This is a genomic window from Streptomyces sp. NPDC001156 (genome assembly GCF_053598275.1).
In genome coordinates this window covers 13,171-31,082 of record NZ_JBSFJX010000051.1, presented here as the reverse complement: position 1 = coordinate 31,082, position 17,912 = coordinate 13,171, and the positions used below count along the sequence as shown (strand labels likewise).

General features: G+C 69.4%; 21 protein-coding genes. 10 read left to right on the top strand and 11 right to left on the bottom strand.

The window, feature by feature from the left end; all coding sequences use genetic code 11:
* The first annotated feature begins 10 nt into the window (after nt 1-10).
* Nucleotides 11-145, top strand: coding sequence for a hypothetical protein (locus tag ACWDA7_RS23705; RefSeq protein ID WP_450606213.1), 135 nt, complete (start codon nt 11-13; stop codon nt 143-145).
* A 296-nt stretch (nt 146-441) separates the two neighbouring features.
* On the opposite strand, the gene ACWDA7_RS23700 is transcribed toward ACWDA7_RS23705, so the two are convergent.
* A complete protein-coding gene (locus ACWDA7_RS23700; protein WP_450606212.1) occupies nt 442-915 on the bottom strand; it encodes a hypothetical protein in 474 nt (157 codons plus the stop codon).
* A gap of 348 nt (nt 916-1,263) precedes the next feature.
* On the opposite strand from ACWDA7_RS23700, the gene ACWDA7_RS23695 reads away from it, so the two are divergent.
* Nucleotides 1,264-1,494, top strand: a complete 231-nt coding sequence (locus ACWDA7_RS23695; protein WP_360997384.1) for a DUF397 domain-containing protein — start codon at nt 1,264-1,266, stop codon at nt 1,492-1,494.
* 98 nt (nt 1,495-1,592) lie between these two features.
* Nucleotides 1,593-2,513 carry a helix-turn-helix domain-containing protein gene (locus ACWDA7_RS23690; RefSeq protein WP_450606211.1) on the top strand — a complete coding sequence of 307 codons (921 nt, stop codon included), beginning with the start codon at nt 1,593-1,595 and terminating at the stop codon, nt 2,511-2,513.
* A gap of 55 nt (nt 2,514-2,568) precedes the next feature.
* Here ACWDA7_RS23690 and ACWDA7_RS23685 read toward each other — a convergent pair whose 3' ends face one another.
* Nucleotides 2,569-3,387, bottom strand: a complete 819-nt coding sequence (locus ACWDA7_RS23685) for an SAM-dependent methyltransferase (RefSeq protein ID WP_450606210.1) — start codon at nt 3,385-3,387, stop codon at nt 2,569-2,571.
* 354 nt (nt 3,388-3,741) lie between these two features.
* On the opposite strand from ACWDA7_RS23685, the gene ACWDA7_RS23680 reads away from it, so the two are divergent.
* Nucleotides 3,742-4,125: a DoxX family protein gene (locus ACWDA7_RS23680; protein WP_450606209.1), complete on the top strand. Its 384-nt coding sequence runs from the start codon at nt 3,742-3,744 to the stop codon at nt 4,123-4,125.
* A 26-nt stretch (nt 4,126-4,151) separates the two neighbouring features.
* On the opposite strand, the gene ACWDA7_RS23675 is transcribed toward ACWDA7_RS23680, so the two are convergent.
* The 6 genes from ACWDA7_RS23675 to ACWDA7_RS23650 form a co-directional block, all read right to left on the bottom strand.
* Complete coding sequence (locus ACWDA7_RS23675) at nt 4,152-4,667, bottom strand: YceI family protein (protein ID WP_450606208.1); 516 nt, start codon at nt 4,665-4,667, stop codon at nt 4,152-4,154.
* A 296-nt stretch (nt 4,668-4,963) separates the two neighbouring features.
* A complete protein-coding gene (locus ACWDA7_RS23670; RefSeq protein ID WP_450606207.1) occupies nt 4,964-5,614 on the bottom strand; it encodes a DUF4360 domain-containing protein in 651 nt (216 codons plus the stop codon).
* A 540-nt stretch (nt 5,615-6,154) separates the two neighbouring features.
* Nucleotides 6,155-6,826, bottom strand: coding sequence for a hypothetical protein (locus ACWDA7_RS23665; RefSeq protein ID WP_450606206.1), 672 nt, complete (start codon nt 6,824-6,826; stop codon nt 6,155-6,157).
* 152 nt (nt 6,827-6,978) lie between these two features.
* On the bottom strand, nt 6,979-8,862 hold the full coding sequence (locus ACWDA7_RS23660) for a hypothetical protein (RefSeq protein WP_450606205.1): 1,884 nt from the start codon (nt 8,860-8,862) through the stop codon (nt 6,979-6,981).
* Between the two features lie 78 nt (nt 8,863-8,940).
* A complete protein-coding gene (locus ACWDA7_RS23655) occupies nt 8,941-9,159 on the bottom strand; it encodes a hypothetical protein (protein ID WP_450606204.1) in 219 nt (72 codons plus the stop codon).
* Nucleotides 9,160-9,367: 208 nt separating this feature from the next.
* Nucleotides 9,368-9,586, bottom strand: coding sequence for a hypothetical protein (locus ACWDA7_RS23650; RefSeq protein ID WP_450606236.1), 219 nt, complete (start codon nt 9,584-9,586; stop codon nt 9,368-9,370).
* 227 nt (nt 9,587-9,813) lie between these two features.
* Here ACWDA7_RS23650 and ACWDA7_RS23645 point away from each other — a divergent pair, with 227 nt between their 5' ends.
* Complete coding sequence (locus ACWDA7_RS23645) at nt 9,814-10,206, top strand: helix-turn-helix domain-containing protein (protein WP_450606203.1); 393 nt, start codon at nt 9,814-9,816, stop codon at nt 10,204-10,206.
* Between the two features lie 151 nt (nt 10,207-10,357).
* On the top strand, nt 10,358-10,618 hold the full coding sequence (locus ACWDA7_RS23640; RefSeq protein ID WP_359399725.1) for a hypothetical protein: 261 nt from the start codon (nt 10,358-10,360) through the stop codon (nt 10,616-10,618).
* 60 nt (nt 10,619-10,678) lie between these two features.
* Here ACWDA7_RS23640 and ACWDA7_RS23635 read toward each other — a convergent pair whose 3' ends face one another.
* The gene (locus ACWDA7_RS23635) at nt 10,679-11,209 is read right to left on the bottom strand and encodes a hypothetical protein (protein WP_450606202.1); all 531 of its coding nucleotides are present in this window, start codon (nt 11,207-11,209) and stop codon (nt 10,679-10,681) included.
* Between the two features lie 241 nt (nt 11,210-11,450).
* On the opposite strand from ACWDA7_RS23635, the gene ACWDA7_RS23630 reads away from it, so the two are divergent.
* On the top strand, nt 11,451-11,951 hold the full coding sequence (locus tag ACWDA7_RS23630; RefSeq protein WP_450606201.1) for a hypothetical protein: 501 nt from the start codon (nt 11,451-11,453) through the stop codon (nt 11,949-11,951).
* Nucleotides 11,952-12,231: 280 nt separating this feature from the next.
* Here the strand turns inward: ACWDA7_RS23630 and ACWDA7_RS23625 are convergent, their stop codons facing one another.
* Nucleotides 12,232-13,167: a LysR family transcriptional regulator gene (locus ACWDA7_RS23625; RefSeq protein WP_450606200.1), complete on the bottom strand. Its 936-nt coding sequence runs from the start codon at nt 13,165-13,167 to the stop codon at nt 12,232-12,234.
* Nucleotides 13,168-13,303: 136 nt separating this feature from the next.
* Between ACWDA7_RS23625 and ACWDA7_RS23620 the strand changes: the two genes are divergently transcribed.
* A complete protein-coding gene (locus tag ACWDA7_RS23620) occupies nt 13,304-13,519 on the top strand; it encodes a hypothetical protein (RefSeq protein ID WP_359399713.1) in 216 nt (71 codons plus the stop codon).
* A gap of 136 nt (nt 13,520-13,655) precedes the next feature.
* Nucleotides 13,656-15,389, top strand: a complete 1,734-nt coding sequence (locus tag ACWDA7_RS23615) for a phospholipid carrier-dependent glycosyltransferase (protein ID WP_450606199.1) — start codon at nt 13,656-13,658, stop codon at nt 15,387-15,389.
* Between the two features lies 1 nt (nt 15,390).
* Here the strand turns inward: ACWDA7_RS23615 and ACWDA7_RS23610 are convergent, their stop codons facing one another.
* Complete coding sequence (locus ACWDA7_RS23610) at nt 15,391-16,815, bottom strand: M1 family metallopeptidase (protein ID WP_450606198.1); 1,425 nt, start codon at nt 16,813-16,815, stop codon at nt 15,391-15,393.
* 162 nt (nt 16,816-16,977) lie between these two features.
* Here ACWDA7_RS23610 and ACWDA7_RS23605 point away from each other — a divergent pair, with 162 nt between their 5' ends.
* Complete coding sequence (locus ACWDA7_RS23605; protein ID WP_450606197.1) at nt 16,978-17,874, top strand: Gfo/Idh/MocA family protein; 897 nt, start codon at nt 16,978-16,980, stop codon at nt 17,872-17,874.
* Nucleotides 17,875-17,912: the final 38 nt, after the last annotated feature.

Here is a 17,912-nt window from a genome sequence, read left to right as displayed (position 1 = left end):
ACGGCGCGGGGTGAGCTTCGAACGAGCGCTCACCGACCTGTCCGAGGATCGCCGTGCCGTCCGCCACTGGCCCAGCGGCGGCGAGCGAGGCGAAATCGGTGTGCGCCTCGGAGAGCCAGGCGGGTACGACGTCCCGCAGAAGTGAGCCGCGTACCGTCCCGGGGAACAGGGTCGCGGCGACAGCGTTCAGTTCCACCACGCAGCCGCGTGTGTCGGCGACGACGACCGGGCAGGGGGCGGCTTCCCATCCCGCGCCGAGGACGACGTGATGGGTGTCGAGGGAGGACTGCCGAGAAGTGTCCACTGACCATGGGCGCGCGTACGGGCCCGTCCCTTTCTGACTGGTGCTGCACAGCAATCATTGCCGCACGGCAACCATCTCGTGCCGAGCGGCCATCTGGCAAGCACCCCATCGGGCTCCGCGGTGAACGCGCCTTCGACTCAGGCCGCCAGCGTGGACGCCAGTTCGGCCGCCGCCTCGACGAGTTCGATGTCAGGCTCCTCGAGCAGCTCACACAGGGCACCGCGCTCGGCGCGCACGGCCTTGCGGGCCTCCCGCTCCCAACCCACGTAGTTGTGGTGGTAGTTGAGCAGCTTGGGATAGGCCGAGGCCGTACTCTCCCACTGGCGGGCGTCGGCGATGCTCTTGAGCAACCGGACGATCTGCACCCGGCACGTCACCTGCGGAAGCCTGGCCAGCTCCCACAGGAAGGGGACCGTGGCGGCCGTGGCCTGGTCGACCACGAAACCGTACTGACAGATTCGTTCCCGCAGGCCGCCGAGTGCCTCCTTGGCGGTGGACTCGTCACCCCAGGCGAGGTCCTGGAGCAGGACCGGGATGTCCTCTGCCGAACCGCTGGAATCCTTGATGGCGCTCCAGGGCACATGCCCCAATTCGCTGAGTGGTGTGGTCATTTCCGCTCCCCACAAACAGTCTGGGGCCAAGCCCCGGTCGTCCGCTGCGGCACAGCGGCACTCATGACGTCGCGACCCGAAGGCGGCCTTCCCCGATCAGGGAGCGGCCAACACGGAAAGAGACCCGGCACTCACTGCGCAGTAGTGATGACACGGCGTCTCCTTGATGCGACGTCAGCATGCGGCGTCGCTACTGGGATTGACGCCGCCCGCTATTATCCACGCAGTCAGCGCCATCATGCAATTGCATGGGAAATTGCATGATGGGTAGGAGACCAGGGGGCCATGTTCCACGGTCCTCTCCTCCGTGCCGCTGGCCCGTGGTGGAACGTCAGCAAGGAGACAGTGGTGCCTTCAGTGCCAAACGGAGTGCGGGCGAGTGCTTTGGACGCCCGCTGGATCAAGAGCCGGCACAGCAACGCCGAGGGCAACTGCGTCGAGGTGGCCGCCCTGGCCGACGGGGCGGTCGCGTTGCGGAACTCGCGCGACCCCGACGGGCCGGCGCTCGTGTACACGCCTGCCGAGGTGGCGGCGTTTCTGGCCGGCGCGAAGGACGGGGAGTTCGACCACCTGGTGTGACCCCGTCACATTCGAACCTGTGCTGCCGGCACATGCGGGAATACCCGGCGGAGTGCGATAATGCAGACCTGTCGTCTGTCGGCCAGCTGGGAGTCAGGATGTCCGCCGAGTCACACCGCCTCTCCCGCCTCGAACCGTATCTCGACCGGACGGAGCCCGCTCCGACACTCCTGAAGATGCTGGTGGGAGTGCAGTTGGCCGGTATGCGCGAGGACGCGGGCGTCTCCCAGGAACAAGCCGCGCGGGCGCTGGGATTCAGCCCCGCGAAGCTGTCGCGCATCGAGGCAGGCAAGGGCCGCAAGCCGCCTACGGAAGCCGATGTGCGCGCGCTGCTGCAGCTGTACGACGCCGACGACTACGAGGCCTCGGTGCTCGTCAGGCTGCTGCTGCGCGCCGGTGAGCCCGGCTGGTGGCAGCGCTACGACAAGCGGCTGATGCCCGAGTGGTTCGACCGCCTGGTCGGGCTGCAGGAGGCGGCTGCCGCCATCCGTACGTTCGAGATCCAGTACGTGCCCGGTCTGTTGCAGACCGCGGCGTACACGCGCGCCGTAGTGGAGCGCGGGCTGCCGACCGCATCGGCCGCCGAGGTGGAGCGCAGGGTCGAGCTGCGGATGCGGCGGGGGCAGCTGCTGCTTCGTCCGGACGCCCCTCAACTCTGGGCGATCCTCGACGAGTCGGTTCTGATGCGGATACTGGGCGGCCCCGAGGTGATGCGAGAGCAGCTCGAGTATCTCGCCGAGATGGCTGAGCGCTCTCATGTCACCCTGCAGATCGTGCCCTTGGATGTGACGAACGCGTCGGCTCCGGCGATCCCCATCACCTATCTGCGCTTCGGCGGCCTGGATCTGCCGGACATCGTCTACCTGGAGCACATCAGAAGCGCCAACTTCCTTGAGGACCGCGACGAGACGGAGGAATACCGGGTGGCGCTCGACCGGCTCGCCGACGAAGCCCTCGACCCCCGTGAGTCGTTGGCCCTGGTACAGAGAACGCTGAAGGAGCGCTACTCCGACCGATGAGGTGAGCCGGGCCGGGCTTGTGGCAGGGCGGCCCTGGGCGACCGCCCGACCAGCATCAGCGGAGGCGCCCGACTCCGCCGAACTCGATCCACTCCTGAGTGAGCTGACGGGGTGCCACCTCGGAGTCGGGCCGCCAGGTCGACACCTCCACCAGACCCGGTTCCAGGATGTCCAGTCCCTCGAACCAGCCCGCGACGTCCTTCTCCTCACGTACACGTCCCCAATGGCCCTGGGTGGCCCGGTCCATGAACCCGGTGACGAAGTCACGCACCGCGGGGTCCTCGCTGACCAGCTGACACATGACCATGAAACTGCCGGGCACGAGCCGTTCGGAGACACGACGGACCACGGCCGACGGTCCGTCCGTCTCGCTGTCCGGAATGCAGTGCATCACCGAGTTGAACAGCACGGCCACCGGCTTCGAGAAGTCGATCAGGCGCTGGGTCTCCGGGTGGGAGAAGATCGTCTCCGAGTCCCGCATGTCCGAATGGATGACGGCCGTGCGCTTGTCCTCCTCGAGCAGGGCCCGGCCGTGCACCAGAACCATCGGGTCGTTGTCCACGTACACCACGTGGGTGGTGGGGTCGATGCGCTGTGCGACCTGGTGGACGTTGTCCTGCGTGGGCAGCCCGGATCCGTGGTCGAGGAACTGCCGGATGCCGTGCTCCTGCGCCAGCGTGCGCACGACCCGCTGCAGGAACCGCCGGTTGTTCAGCGCGAGCGCCCGCGTGCTGGGCACGACCTTGTCGAGCTCCTCGCAGGCTGCCCGGTCGGCGGCGTAATTGTCCTTGCCGCCCAGGTAGTGGTCGTACATTCGGGCGGCCGTCGGCACCGTGGCGTCGATGGACGTGGACAACTGCCTGCCAGACTGCATCGTTCCCCCAGATCCGGGCCGCGCCGTCGGAACCGGCTCGGCGGGCACTTCATCCTAGGGAACCGGAGTTTGCCGCTGCCAGTCCCCGAACGGAGGACATGCGATCCGGTCTCCGCGAGGCCTGATCCATAGCCGACAGATCATCACGTCTCGTCCTCTACACCCCACTTCGCGGCAGCCATGAGCCATCGCGGCGACAACGTGGTTGCTCATCCTCGGACTTGATCAGGCGTGCCTGCGCACCCGACCACACCGCCGTCCGGACGCGCCGTGCACCTTCGTTCATGCGCCGGTTGAGTTCGGGCCCGTTCTACCGTCCAGTAACATCCGCCCACAGGCCCCTAAGGAGGAACCGTGTCCCGGTCGGAACGCTCACCCCTGCTACTCGCGGGCCTGTTGGCCACCGCGGGTGTCGGTCATTTCGTCCTGCCACAGCAGTTCGACGCGATCGTCCCGCGCGCCCTGCCGGGGCCGGCCCGGGCGTGGACCTACACGAGCGGTGTTGTCGAACTCGCGCTCGCCGCCGGGCTGGCGCTGCCCCGTACGCGTCGTGCCGCCGCTCGGGCGGCCGCCGCGTTCTTCGTGGGAGTGTTCCCGGCCAATGTGCAGATGGCCGTCGACTGGCGGGACCGCCCCACACCGCTCAGGGCCGCGGCGCTGGCGAGACTTCCGCTGCAGGTACCTCTCGTCGTGTGGGCCCGCGGCATCGCCAAGGACAGGGCTCAGACCCGGTCTTGACCCCGGCACGCTCCCGATCGCGCCGGTCACGCCGTGACCCGCGTGAAACGCAGGCTCGCGTCGACGGTGGTCAGACCGCGCAACATGCCCAGCTGATTCCAGACCAGACCGAAATCCGTGCGGTCCACCGTGAACTCCGCCTCGAGCGTGACCGTGTTCGCGTCGGCGTGTGCGACACGCGCAGTGAAGGACTGCGGCCGGCTGACCCCTCGCACGGTCAACTCGCCTGCGATCTGCGCGGAGTCGCCCGCACGCGACTCGGCCCCGCGTACCGCGAAGGTGATCTCGGGGTGGTGCTCGGCGTCGAAGAAGTCCGCCGAGCGCAGGTGCTGGTCGCGCTTGGCGTGCTTGGTGTCGAGGGAAGCGGCGTCCACAGCGATGGTGCCCTGGACCCTGCCGTCGGGCTTCACCTCTCCCTGGCCGTTCACGGAGGTGAAGGAGCCCTTGACCGTGACCAGTCCCCACATCGTCTTGTGCCGTACGGCGACGGTGGAGGCGGTCCGGTCGAGCTGCCACTGTCCGGTCTCGACGGCGACGGTCATGAGTGTTCTCCAGAGAAGAGGGGGTGCGCGAGCGACGACTGCGTCGTCCAATTTTGGATGACCTCACGCTAGCGCGTACTCCAATTTTGGACAACTGCTCGTCCAAAATTGAACGGCTCTCGGCGCGGGAGACGCCCGCCGGGCGCGGCTGGGAGAGTGGCGGCCCATGGTGAGCCGCTGCCACCACTCGGCGGGCGCGGTGAGAACTCCGTCGGGCCCGGCTGCGAGAGGCCGTGCCGACCTGCCGTTCCGTCACCGGCCCCGAGGGAGCCGGCGACGGCGCGCGGGCGGGTACCTCAGGACTCGGGGCACTCCTTCCAAGCCAGGTGATAGACGGTGCTGATGTCACCGTCCGTCGAGTCCATGGTCATGAAGCTCGTACTGCCGGGGGCCGATGTGCCCGCGTTGACACGGAGTTCGGTGTTGATGTTGAAGTTCCGCTGCACGCCGCAGGGCGCCCACACCAGCTGCGCCCAGTCGGTGACGTCCGTCGACTGCCAGTTGTCGCTGTACGGGCCGCCGAAGGGGTGGGTGATCGCCGCCGTGCTCGACGATCCCTGGAAGTAGTACGAGGCCTTCTCCGTACTGCTGGCGCCGGGCTGAAGGGAGGCGAAGCCGCGATAGTCCGCGCTGGCGATCGCGTACGTGAAGCCCTGCGGCACGTGGACGATGAGGTTGAGCTGACAGTTCTTGCGGAACGCGGTGGGGTCGGAGTTGCCTCCCACCTGGGCCAGGTAGTCGCTGTAGGTGACCGTGAAGGCGGTGTTGTCGGGCGAGACGGCGACCGCGGCGGTCCCCTTCGGGCAGCCGGATCCGTTCACCGTGGCGATCTTGATGACGATCTTGTCCGGGGGCGGGTCGACGATCCCGGAGGAGGGGTCGTGCGCGGGCAGTGCGGTGGTCAGGAGCGCCGCTATCGCGCCGCCCAGGAGCAGTCCACCAGCCATGGTTCTCCCATCCGTTGCATCGGTGTACCGACGGCGAGCGCCGCCGTGTGTTGGGGGGTGCGGCCCCACCGACATGCGGGGGACCGTCGCTGACCAGTGCGTTGGATCAGATACCTAGCGATGCGTCATGGGCATGCCAGAACAAGAACATGCGCATGTCCCCCAGGCTGTGAAGGAGCTGTGAATTCCGGGGGCGTCGGCATCGTACGTACTGCCGCGCACGTCCCGTACCACCATCTCCGGCCAATCCCCGCGACCGCGTCGGGACAGGCGACCCGAACCGGCTCACGACCCCGCCCCACCCCCGAGCGGGACGTCATGCCCAACCGCCGTACCACGCCCGGCTCCTCGGCCGACGCGCTCACCTACGGCCTGCCCGGCGCGATCCGTCCGGCCGGCGGACGACGACGGGCGCAGCCCGCACGGCTGCACCCTGGCAGCTCTTCGGCGCCGTCGTCTTCGTCCTGCCTGATCGCCGGGCGCACAGGTGAGGGCCCGCCGTCCCACACCCTTCGGGACGGCGGGCCCAGGCCGGCCCGGTCAGTGGGCGGGCCAGCCGTCCAGGTGCCGGTGGAGGGTGACATTGGGCCGCTCCGGGCCCTTGGGGGCCTTCGCCACCGCGTCGCGGAGCACCGCATTCACCTCCGCCGCCAGCGAGTCCGCCTTCGCCCTGAGGTCGGCGGCGGAAAGCGTCGAACGCGTCAGAGCGTCAAGTCGCCGGTGGATGTCCGCCAGCCGCCCCTGGGTCGCGTTGTCCAGCGTGAAAGGGCGGGGCGTGGACACGACGAACTGGTAGGCGCCTGCGAGGGTCTGGCAGCCGTTGCAGTACTGGTTGATCGCGTCGCCACGGTTGATCGCGTTCAGCTGCGTGTGCTTCCCGGCCATCGTGACGATCTGGAACGACAACGCGACCGAACGGCAGCGGTCGTCGACCGAGCAGCCCACTCCGAGGGCGGTCGCCTGGTTCCGCACGGTCCCGATTCGCGTTGTGCCGAACTGGCGCACCGTGAACGAGTCCTTGACGTCCCTGTGATGAATGAAATCGGCACGACTGTACGTCTGGTCGAGAGCGACCGCCGAGTGCGCCGCCCCTGTCGCCGCCTGCGCGGGCACGGCGGTCGCGAGACCGGCCGCTCCGGCGGCGAACAGCCCCACGCGGACGGCGCGTTGGGTGAGGACGGAGTGTGTTCGGGGTTTGCGATGCTGGTTCACATGGGTCTCCTGCGTCAGTGATGTCGTCGGACGGTGCTCCCCCGGGCCCGGGGGTGCGAGGCACCACCGGCGGGCGAAGCGGCGGAGGGACCGGCCCCGGGCCCAGTTACCGGGGCCGGTCCGCTCACCCCCCGGGCCGTCGCCCGGGGTGATCAGGAAGCGCTGGACGGGGGTGAGCTCTCCGGCGGCTGAGTCGTACTCATCGATGGGGACGGACTGCCCGAAGACGGCGTACCGGAGGGCGAGGCGGACCCGGAGCCCGCGGACTCGGAGGCCGGCGGCTGCCCGCTGCTACCGGGGCTGCCGGTCGGCTGGCCGACCGGGCCCGTCGAGGTGGCCGACGCGCTGGACTTGGGGCTCGCGGAGCCCGAGGGGCTCGTCGAGGCGCTCGGGGTCGCCGAGGCGCTCGGGGTCGCGGAGGCGGACGGCGTGGTCGAGACGCCGGCCGACGGCGAAGCGTCGCCGGGATCCGGTGTGCTGGCGCGGCGGGCCGGCGGAGCCGAAGTCGACACTCCGGGCTGCAGTATGGGAGCGATCGGCGGCTTCTTGGGCAGCGGCTCCGGGGTCATCCCCGACACCCATGCGTAGCTGAGGCCGCCGAGTCCGGTCAGGAGCACCGCGCACAGCGCCAGACGCAGGTACGGCCGTCCCGCTGTCGACCTCACGGCACCCCGCCACAGACGTCCGCCGAGCTTCACCGACAGATAGACCACGCCCGCCATCGGGCACAGCAGCATGATGCAGCCGACCACGCCCATGAGGCCCGCCGCGATCTCTCCCTCCGCGAACGCGCCACCGGTGCCGATGATCTGCTCGGTCAGCGAGCGGATCATCGTGGCGGCGATGCGCGGCAGGTTCCACAGTGCGTAGCCCAGCTCGCCGATGAGCAGCGGCACCATCGTCAGAACCCAGGTGGCGACGATGACCCGCGAGGACTTCTTGAGTTCGGCGACCTCGGCGCGGGCCTTGAGTCCCTTCGCGCCCGGGACCAGGCTGATCAGGATCGGCTTGATCTTGCCGTACAGGTCGGGGACCCCGGCGAGGTCGCCGAGGATGTAGTAGCCGTCCAGGCGCACGGCGGGCATCAGCTGTTCGAGGATCTCGAAATGGCCGAGATAGACGGCGGCGAGGAAGAACGGCTGACCGCTGACGGCGTAGGCGCCGGCCATGGCCAGCATGAAGACGACGTTGAAGTAGATGCCGCCCAGGTCGGTGCGGAGTCTGCCCCCCTTGCCGATGCGGTAGACGTCGGTGACGTCCGTGTACATCGAGGGCCAGATGAGAAAGAGTCCGCAACCGATACAGCCGGGCCGGCCGCCTCCGTAGCGGCATGCCGAGGCGTGGCCGAACTCGTGGAACACCAGGGATGCCACGGTCAGCACGAACACGACCAGCAGCAGGACCGGCTGGTCGAGCACCTCGAGCACGGGTGTGATCGCGCCGAAGAAGGCGAACAGCCAGACGTCCAGTACGACGATGCCGGCGAGGACGACCATCACGACCAGGGGGTTGTGCAGCCAGGCGAACGCCTTGGCGATCTTCGCCACCCGGCGTTCGTTGAAGATGACCCGATGGCCCTTGAGCGCGAGGAGCAGGTCCGACCGGGGCGCGGTGACCTGATCGTCGTCCTGGCCCTCGGGGACCGTCACACCGAGCGGTTCGAGCTTGTTCTCGACCAGATAGCGGATGTTCTCCGCGCTGACCTCGCGCCCGAACCGCGCGCTGACCCGGTGGGCGATCGTCTCGATGTCGCGGCTGCCGTCGATCGATGACGCGACCAGGTACAGCAGTCGCGACAACTGAACGACCTGCCCGTCCCCCCGACGGGCGATGTACTTGGGCTCGGTGAACCCCGACCCCTGGTACTCGCCGTGCAGTTGAAGCCCAGCGCTCAGCCGGGGTACGACCGGCTCGTGCAGGCCGACGACCGTCACTTCGCCCGTGGCGAACTGACCGTAGGTCATCGGCAATCCTCCGGGACCCGGCACCGGGCCGGTGTCGTAGAGTGCCGCGGCGTTCTCGCCCAGCAGCGTCATGTGCGCCCTTCCTCCCCCGGGTGCGGACCGCACCTGCCCCTGGCGCGGTCCGCGGAACGTACGGTCGACGTACGGGGGTTACTGGCTGATGTTGATGGTCTGCGTGGCGTGGGACTCGGCGCTCGACCAGCAGGAGTGGTCGTTGAACGCCTGCGACTGGTTGGTGGCCCACACGTTGGCGACGTGCTTCTTCACGTCCACGCTCTTGTTGAAGCTGAACTTCAGGCGCCCCAGGGCCTCACGGCCCGGCAGCAGCTCCGCGGACTCGGCGTCCAGCTCATGGGCGCTCATGCTCATGGCGTGTCCTTTCCGGAAGGCATTCGTTGACATGCCGGATAGGGCCGGGCGGGCAGGGATCGCCGTCCGGCACACGGTTGGTGATATTCCGTCGGATATCGGTACCCCAGTGGTGGTACCGCCGCGGCGGGCGGAGGTGTGGTGATGCGTCGCCGCGGCGGTACCGGGTGCCGCACGGTGCCGGGGCGTCGGTCCGTACGGCACCGGCTCACTGGTGGATGTTGATGGTCTGGCTGGCACTCGACTCCGCCGCCGACCACGCGGAGTGGTCGTTGAACGCCTGCGACTGGTTGGTGGCCCACACGTTGGCGATGTGCTTTTCCACGTTCACGGTCTTGTGGAAGCTGAACTTCAGGCGACCGAGGGCCTCACGGCCCGGCAGCAGCTCCGCGGACTCGGCGTCGAGCTCACGAGGATCCATCATGATCGATTCCCCCTTGGGGTTCGAGAGGTGTATCCGCTGGACGCGGTCAGGTCCCCCCGGTAGCGTCCAACTTTGTCGGACGTGCTGTCCAACGAGATTGGACACTAGGGGCCGTGGCTTGGGTTACGCAAGCGGTTCAGGGGAACACCTTCCGTAACTCACTCAAGTGGCCCCTAGAATGATCCGACCCGGAAAAGTTCCGCCTGGCGGCGAGCAGGAAGTGACCATCGGTGGCCAACGCACTGCAGCAGATCATCCGCGACCGGCTGGACAGCGAGCGCTGGTCGTACGGCGACGTCGCCCGCCGCGGAGGCATCCCCCGCTCGACGGTCCACCATCTGGCCACGACCGATCACATGGCCCGCATGCCGCAGCCGGCCACCCTCGAAGGGCTCGCCCAGGGCCTGGGGCTCCCGCTGGACACCATCCGCCATGCCGCCGCGGAGGCCTGCGGCATCCACCTCTACGCCCCCGTGGCCGAGTCCGTACCCGTGTTCGACGCCTCGAGCGACCCGGAAGTGGATGTGCTCATCGCGAGTGTGCAACGGCTGTCCGCGGAGGACCGCAAACATGTCGCGGCGCTGGTGGAGTCGCTGCTGCACCGCGGTTCGGACACTCCCTGACGGCCACCACCACTACGGAGAGCGCGCAACGCACCACAGGCCGCTTGCGCTAAAAGAAGCCACTTCGGCCCAAACACGCATGATCCGCCGCTAGTCTCTCCTCCAGCCTGGGCCCCATTGAGCCGCACTCCCAGGCCCTATGGGGGAAACCTTGCTCTTCGTACACGGCGGGCCCACTACCGCCATCGTCAAGGGACCGACGGGAGAATCCGTGGTCCTGCTCTCCGGCGAGCTGCCCGCCGACCTGACGGACGCCTCCATCGGCGAGCTGCTGGACCTCGCAGCGGCGGTACTCAGCGAGGAAGAACTCGCTCTCTTCGAGCAGTGCCTCGCCATGCTGCGCCGCGGCGAGGGCCCCACTCCGCAGCGCATCGAGATCAACGGCGCCGTGCTGACCGTCTACCGTGAGTGAGACCTGTCCACGCCGCGCGTCGCCTGGACCTCGCGGCGGCTGCCCTATGAGCCCGGCGGCTCAGTTCTGCCCTCGCTCCGCCTGCTCGTGCAGGTAGGTGGCGATCTGGCCGGCCAGGCCCTCGGACGCGCCGTCCGTCCGGGTACCCGAGCCGGGCAGGCCGTCCGGCGCCGTCATATCACCGGACCACAGATACCGGTCGGCCCAGTCGTCGTCGGACTTCAGCTGCACCTGGATGTCGACAAGATTCAGGGAGCATTCGGGAGCGGCGGCGTACAGGACGGCTGTCGCACGGCGCAGTGGATACAGGTCGAACCCCTCGATGAATTGCGAGTTGCGCCAGTCGATGAATGCGCTCTCCCCATCGGGGCCCGTACGAATGTCCAGTTGACCGTCTTCGAGATGCAGTGCGACGTGTTCCGCCGTGCGGTTTTCGACGGTCACCCGGAAGCGGAAATAGATCAGCCCTTCGGCGGCATCGTCGCGTCCGCGCGGCGGCTCGGCCTTTTCCAGGGAGTGGACGCGGACATACAGGCCGGCATGCTCGTCTTCGCATTCCTGCCAGTCGCCGATCACATTGGGCTCGCGCACGCTCCACCTCTCCACTTCCGCGCATGATTCCTATCTGCGCACGCAACAAAGTGTCAAATGCGGGGAAGGCTCTCTGGCCAGCGGATTTCCCGGACTTGATCACCGATCAAGCCCTGCGCAGCAACGATCCGCCGACGGCCGCCAGGCGCGACACGACACACGTGTCACACATCACGTCCGCGTGCCCGCCGAACGGGGGTCCGGACGCTTGTTCACAGCGACGGCTGGCACACTGCACGCCATGGCCCAGACCACGCCCGCTCGTGCTCTCCTGCTGCTCGTCAGCGGGCTGGTCTGTCTGACCGCCGCGAGCGGGGCGCTGATCGGCGCGCTCTTCGGCGGCGTCCGGATCGCCCTGGTCACCGCAGTGGGCGCGGGTGCGGCAGGCGCACTCGTCTCACTCGCCTTGCGCCGGCGCGCACTGGCGCAGTTCGCGGCGGCGCGGCGTGAGGCCGGATCGCGCGGCTACGCCGAGGGGATCGCCCACGGAGTGCTCCTCCATGTCGCCGCGTACGAGGCGGCGGTCTTCCCCCGCACCGGCCCAACGGGGGTGACCCATGAGGAGCGGGCCGCCCGGCGCACCATCGCCTACCGGATGGCCGCACTCGACGAGGTGCCCCGGCTCGTCCGGGAGGCGGCCGCGGACGCACTGGCCGTGCTCGACGCGTCCGACCGCACCGGCGCCGAAGAGGCTCTCGCCCAACTCGCCGTGGTGGTACGGCAGGAGTACGCGCGTCCCTGAAAGGCCGCGGAACATATCTGGCTCGTCATGCGCATTTCCTGAGCGGATGGCATGTCCCCGGGTGCGGCGGGTCGAGAAATCCGACACGCCGGACCTGAAACGAAAGCGGACGAACACCCAAATGGCCGACTCGAGGACGCACGTCGCATTCCGCGACTGAAGCATCAACTGCCCATTGGATAACCGGAATTGGGTCCGTCAGACCTGCGCTCGACAACACCCCGACGGGTTCGGCGGTGCAGCGCGTGGCTCCGTCTGCCATCGCAGAGCCGTACCCCGGTCATCGCCCGTCGCCGAGCGCCACCGCAGGTACGCCGACCGTCGTCGGCGCGAGCTCCCGCAACTGCGTGAGGGCCGCGGCGACGGCCGGGCGGGTGCTGCCTCCTGCGCGCACGCAGGTCAGGAGCTTGCGGTGCGGGTCACCTGTGCAGCGGACACGGGTGACGGGCAGGTGTGAGGGCAGCCCGGCCAGGCGCGGGATCAGGGCGACGCCGAGTCCATGGGCGACGAGATGGGCCGTCACGTCCCAGTCGAGCGCGTGGTGGGCGATGTCGGGCGTGAAACCGGCCGCGCCGCACGCGGAGAGCACATGCGGTCGGCAGGGGCTGTCCGGTACCGGCGCGATCCAGGGTTCGAGTGCGGCCTCCGCGAGGTCGACGCACGCGCGGCCCGCCAGTTCGTGGCCTTCCGGTACGACCAGGTCGAACGGGTCGTCCATGAGCGGCCGCTGGTCGAACCTGCCATCGCCGCGCGGCGGGTTGCGCGGCGTCACCTCCACGACGGCGAGGTCGGTCTCGCCCTCGAAGAGGAGATCGAAGCTCTCCGGCACGCCCGCCTCCCGGATGTACACGGACAGCCGCGGATGACGTGCCCCCAGGTGTGCCGCCATAGGCGCGAGGAGCACCGAGACGGCCACGGGAAAGCCGCTCACCCGCAGTGGACCGGCCACATCGCCCTCCTGCGCGCGCAGGTCGTGTTCGGCCTGCTGCCAGCGGGTCTCGATGGCGTCGGCGTGCTCCAGCAGTCCGCGGGCGGCGGGTGTCAGCCGTACGCCGCGGCCGTGCGGCTCCAGCAGATCGACGCCGAGCTCACGGGCCAGCTGGCGGATCTGCTGGGAGGCGGCGGACGTTGTGAAGTGCAGGGCGCGCGCGGCGGCGGTCACGGTGCCGTAGTGTGCGACGGCCCGAAGGACATGCAGTCGGCGCAGATCAATCATGAAGTCCACGCTTCACGGTTCGGTCGAGCAAGTCAACGTGGACATGAACGGCGGTGTGCGCACACGCTGGTGGCATCGGCACGGTTCCGCGCCGATGGCAGAACAGTTCCGCCCAGACAGCAGAAGGGAGACTGCGATGACTTGTGCGCCCGCACCGGCCTGCCCGTACTGCGGATGGCCTGACCTCGCCGAACCGTTCCAGGTGGTGTCCCGGCACACCACGGCCGCGGGGAGCACGATCTGGACCCGCTGCGGATGCGGCTCGCTCCAGGTACGCCTCGTCGACGCCTGTGGAACGCGCGTCGTCTCCCGCAGCCGGCCCGCGCTGTCCGTTCCGGTGGAACCCGCGTAACGACCCCGAGGCCGCCGCGGGCATTCCGGCACGCCCGCCGTTGAGCAAGTTCCCGCCGTGCCGACGTAGCACATGACATGGCAGCATTCGTGGGCGCCGGGGGCGCGGGCGGGACGGACACCGGGGAGCGCGGACGATGAGATACGAGCAGCAGTCGCTCCTCACCCCCGGCGACGACGGACCTTCGGCACCCGCCGGCTTCCCCGCACCCGGTCGATCCTCGCCGGAGCGGAACGGCGCCCGCCACTGGGCACGACTGCGCCGGCACCGGCGGCCGCTGCTCATGGCGGCGGTCCTCGCCCTGCTGGCGCAGATGGCGTTCGCGATGGTCACCACCGCCGTGCAGCAGACCCCCACCATCGACGAACCTGTGTACGTGGGCACGGCGGTCGTCTACGTCCGCGAGCACAGCCTGCGGTTCAACCCCGAGCATCCGCCGCTCGGCAAGCTGATCATCGCGACCGGCACGGTGCTCGCGCACCCGCGTCTCGAACCCGGATTCCGGGGTGACCAGGGCCGGTTGGGGAGGAGACTGCTGTACGAGTCGGGCAACGACCCATGGCGGGTGATGTTCTGGGCGCGGCTGCCGGTGATGGTCATGACGCTGCTGTTCGGACTGGTCGTCTTCGCCTTCGCGCGGGACCTGATCGGCGCCGTGGGCGGGCTCGCGGCGCTCGCCCTGTACACGTTCTCGCCCGACCTGATCACGAACGGTTCCTTGGCCACCCTTGACGTCCCGGCGGCAGGGTTCACGGTGATGGCGGCCTGGCTGATGTGGCGGGCCCGACGGCGGCCGCTGCCGTACCTGCCGCTCGCCGGGCTGGCCTCGGGTGCGGCCGTGGCCACGAAGATGAGCACGCTGCCCGCGGTGCCCGTCCTGTTGGCGCTGGCCGCGTGGTCCTCCTGGCATGCGAAGGCAAGCGCAGCACCTCGCTCGCGTCGCGCGGCGCACGCCCTGTTGGCGGCTGCCGGGGTCGCGGCCGTCCTGGTCGGCGTCGTATGGGCGGCCTATCTCGCGGTCGATCCCCGGCTGCGGTGGAGCACACCCGCGAACGTGCCCCCCGTGCACGGACTGCGTGCCCTGCTGATCGACTGGCTGCCCTTCCCCGACGCGTACCGCGACGGGATGCGCATCCAGTTCGGCTTCGAGAGTGCGACGTGGCACGGCTATCTCTTCGGCCGGCTCTACACCGGCTCCCTGTGGTACTACCTTCCGGCCGCGCTGCTGGTGAAGACGCCGCTCGGGATGTCGGCGCTGTGGCTCTGCGGCGCCCTGGCACTGGTGGCGGTGCCGCGACTGCGCGCCGCCGTCCCCTATGTGCTGCTGCCCCCGGCGGTGCTGCTGGCCGCGGCCATGCAGGGGTCACGCGATCTCGGCGTGCGCTACGCCATCTTCGTACCGGTGTTCCTCGCCATCGCCGCCGCCTGTGTGCTCGCCCTGCGGCGGCGATGGTCGTACACCGTGACGGCGGTGCTGATCCTGTTCGTCGCGGTCAGTTCGCTGCGCACGTATCCGTACTATCTGCCGTACTCCAACGAGGCGTTCGGCGGTCCCGCGAAGACGCACCTGCGGCTGCACGATTCCAACGTCGACTGGGGACAGGACCTGGGCCGGCTGGCCGACCGGCTGCGCGAGCGCTATCCGGACGAGAGGGACGTCTGGCTCGTCTACAAGGGCAGCGGTGTGCCGTCCTGGTACGGAATCCACGGGCGCAACCCGCTCAAGGTGCCCCCGAGCCGGGTGCACGGGCTGCTGGCCGTGTCCGACACGTCGATCGCCAAGGCCGAGGGCAGGCTCGCAGAGCTGATCCGCACGAGCAGGGCGATCGACGACGTCGGTCATTCCGTCACGATCTTCCGGCGGCCGTAGCTCACGGCGCGGACGGCTTGCCCGTCATGCCGATCCAGGTGTGGAACAGCGCGTCCAGGTCCTGACCGGACAGCCGCTCGGACAGCCGGACGAACTGGGCCGTCGTCCCGTGCCCGCCCTGGTGGTCGGCCGCCCAGGTACGGAGGATGCGGAAGAAGATCGCATCGCCGACGGCCGTGCGGAGCTTGTGCAGGGCCATGGCGCCGCGGGCGTAGACGGGCGTGTCGAAGATGTGGGCCCCGCTGCCCGGGTTCGCGGGCGGGAAGGCCCACAGGCCGTCGCTCGCCGGACGGGCGTACAGGGCGTCGAAGGTCTGCTGGGCGCTCTTGCCGCCGTGCTGCTCGCTGTAGAGCCACTCGGCGTAGGTCGCGAAGCCCTCGTTGAGCCAGATGTCCTGCCAGCGGGTGAGGGTGACGGAGTCCCCGAACCACTGGTGGGCGTTCTCGTGGACGAGGGTGCTCAGATCGGGTGCCCTGTCGTAGACAGGGCGGGTCTGGGTCTCCAGCGCGTAACCGACCTTCGGGGCCTTGTCGACGATGGCTCCGGCCGCGCGGAAGGGGTACGGGCCGAAGACCTTGCTCTCCCAGGCGAGGACGGACGGCAGCTTCTTGAGGACCGGAGCCGCGACGGATGCCTCACGCGGGTCCACGGCGTTGTACACCTTGATGCCGTCGCGGGTGGTGTACTGCTGGACGTCGAACTTCCCGACCGTCGCCGTGGCCAGGTAGGCGGCCATCGGTTCGGCCTGACGCCAGTGGAAGATGGTGTGGCCGCCGACGGTCCGCCGGCTGAGGAGGACACCGTTGGAGACGGCGGTGCGGCCCTTGGGCACCGTGACGGTGATGTCGTACGACGCCTTGTCCAGGGGGTGGCTGTTGGCGGGGAACCAGGTCATGGCGCCCTGCGGCTCGTTCGCCACGAACGCGCCGTCGTCGGTGGGGATCCAGCCGTCCAGCGAACCGTCGGGGTCGGTGACCGGCTTGGGCTTGCCCCGGTAGTCGACCCCGACACGGAAGTCCTGGCCGGCGCGGAGCGCGTGCCGGGGGGTGATGACGAGTTCCTGCCCGTTCCGGCGGAACGACGCCTTGACGTGGTCGACGCTCACGCCGGTGACCTTGAGTCCCTTGAGGTCGAGGTCGAAGCGGGTGAGGCGCTGGGTGGCGCGGGCCCGCAGCACCGCCTTGCCGTCGAGGTGGCCGGTACCGGTGTCATAGCCGAGGGTCAGGTCGTAGTGGCGTACGTCGTAGCCGCCGTTGCCCTCGAACGGAAAGTACGGGTCACCCGCTCCGGACGCGCCCGCGGTGCCGGCGACCGCCGGGCCTCCGGCCGCGATCAGCGCGGCGAGGGCGACGGGGACCGCTGTGGCGACGGCCTGCCGGGGAAGAACGGTGGTGCGTCTGACGGTCTTGCGTCGGGGGGGCGTCACGGTGACTCCTGTGGCCGGGGATGATCAACAGCGGCCAGCCTAGGCCGCCGCCCCGTCGCACGGGCACCTTTGTTCGGTCAAGTTCCTTGATGGCGTGGGACGTTGTTCCGGGCGGGAATGCGCATATGTTCAAGGCCTCGCAGTCGTGATGGAATTCCCTCCATGACGGACATCTCGCTGCATGCGTGGACCGGTGAGCCGGTGCGGGTCGGACTGGTGGGGGCAGGACCCTGGGCGCGCGCCGTGCACGCACGCGTGCTCGCGGCAGGGCCGGAGACCCGGCTCACCGCCGTGTGGGCGCGCCGCGAGGAGGCGGCCCGCGAGACCGCGGCCCCCTACGGGGCGGCCGTCGCCACCCGGTTCGAGGAACTCCTCGACGCATGCGAGGCGGTGGCCTTCTCGGTTCCGCCCGCCGTGCAGGCGGAACTGGCGGGCCGAGCCGCCAAGGCGGGCAAGGCACTGCTGCTCGAGAAGCCACTCGGAGAGGATCTGCGGTCGGCGCGGCACCTGGCCGACGCGATCGAGGAAGCGGGCGTCGTCTCGCAGCTCGTCCTGTCCAATCGCTACCACCCGTCCGCCCGGGAGTTCCTCGCCGCGGCGCGGGGCCTGCAGGTCGCCGGTGCGCGTTCCAGCGGGCTGAGCGGCGCCTTTCTGGGCGGCGACTTCGCGACCCCGTGGCGCCTGGAGCACGGGGCTCTGCTCGACGTGGGTCCGCATCTGCTCGACCTGCTGGACGCCGCGATCGGTCCCATCGCACACATTCGGGGCGTGGGCGATCCCCGCCGCTGGATCGAGCTGACCTGCGAGCACGAGGGCGGCGCGGTCAGCCAGTGCTCGCTGTCCGGCTCGGTGGACGTCCCGCACGGCGGGACCCGCATCGAGCTGTTCGGGCCGCAGCCCCCTCTGGTGTACGACACGGCCGGACTCGACTACGAGGAGGCCTGGCCGGTGCTGCGCCGTGAGTTCGCCACCGCCATGCGCACCGGGGTGCCCGGCGAGCTGGACGCTCGGCGCGGACTGCGGCTGCAGGAGCTGATCGCGCTGGCCGCATCGGTGTGACGGGCCGCGCGGTACCGATCACGCGGGAGCCGTACGGG

Coding starts and splice junctions, on each gene's coding strand:
- ACWDA7_RS23690 (WP_450606211.1), top strand. CDS start 1,593: ATGTCCGCCGAGTCACACCGCCTCTCCCGCCTCGAACCGTATCTCGAC.
- ACWDA7_RS23685 (WP_450606210.1), bottom strand. CDS start 3,387: ATGCAGTCTGGCAGGCAGTTGTCCACGTCCATCGACGCCACGGTGCCG.
- ACWDA7_RS23660 (WP_450606205.1), bottom strand. CDS start 8,862: ATGACGCTGCTGGGCGAGAACGCCGCGGCACTCTACGACACCGGCCCG.
- ACWDA7_RS23605 (WP_450606197.1), top strand. CDS start 16,978: ATGACGGACATCTCGCTGCATGCGTGGACCGGTGAGCCGGTGCGGGTC.
- ACWDA7_RS23615 (WP_450606199.1), top strand. CDS start 13,656: ATGAGATACGAGCAGCAGTCGCTCCTCACCCCCGGCGACGACGGACCT.
- ACWDA7_RS23655 (WP_450606204.1), bottom strand. CDS start 9,159: ATGAGCATGAGCGCCCATGAGCTGGACGCCGAGTCCGCGGAGCTGCTG.
- ACWDA7_RS23625 (WP_450606200.1), bottom strand. CDS start 13,167: ATGATTGATCTGCGCCGACTGCATGTCCTTCGGGCCGTCGCACACTAC.
- ACWDA7_RS23620 (WP_359399713.1), top strand. CDS start 13,304: ATGACTTGTGCGCCCGCACCGGCCTGCCCGTACTGCGGATGGCCTGAC.
- ACWDA7_RS23670 (WP_450606207.1), bottom strand. CDS start 5,614: ATGGCTGGTGGACTGCTCCTGGGCGGCGCGATAGCGGCGCTCCTGACC.
- ACWDA7_RS23675 (WP_450606208.1), bottom strand. CDS start 4,667: ATGACCGTCGCCGTCGAGACCGGACAGTGGCAGCTCGACCGGACCGCC.
- ACWDA7_RS23700 (WP_450606212.1), bottom strand. CDS start 915: ATGACCACACCACTCAGCGAATTGGGGCATGTGCCCTGGAGCGCCATC.
- ACWDA7_RS23630 (WP_450606201.1), top strand. CDS start 11,451: ATGGCCCAGACCACGCCCGCTCGTGCTCTCCTGCTGCTCGTCAGCGGG.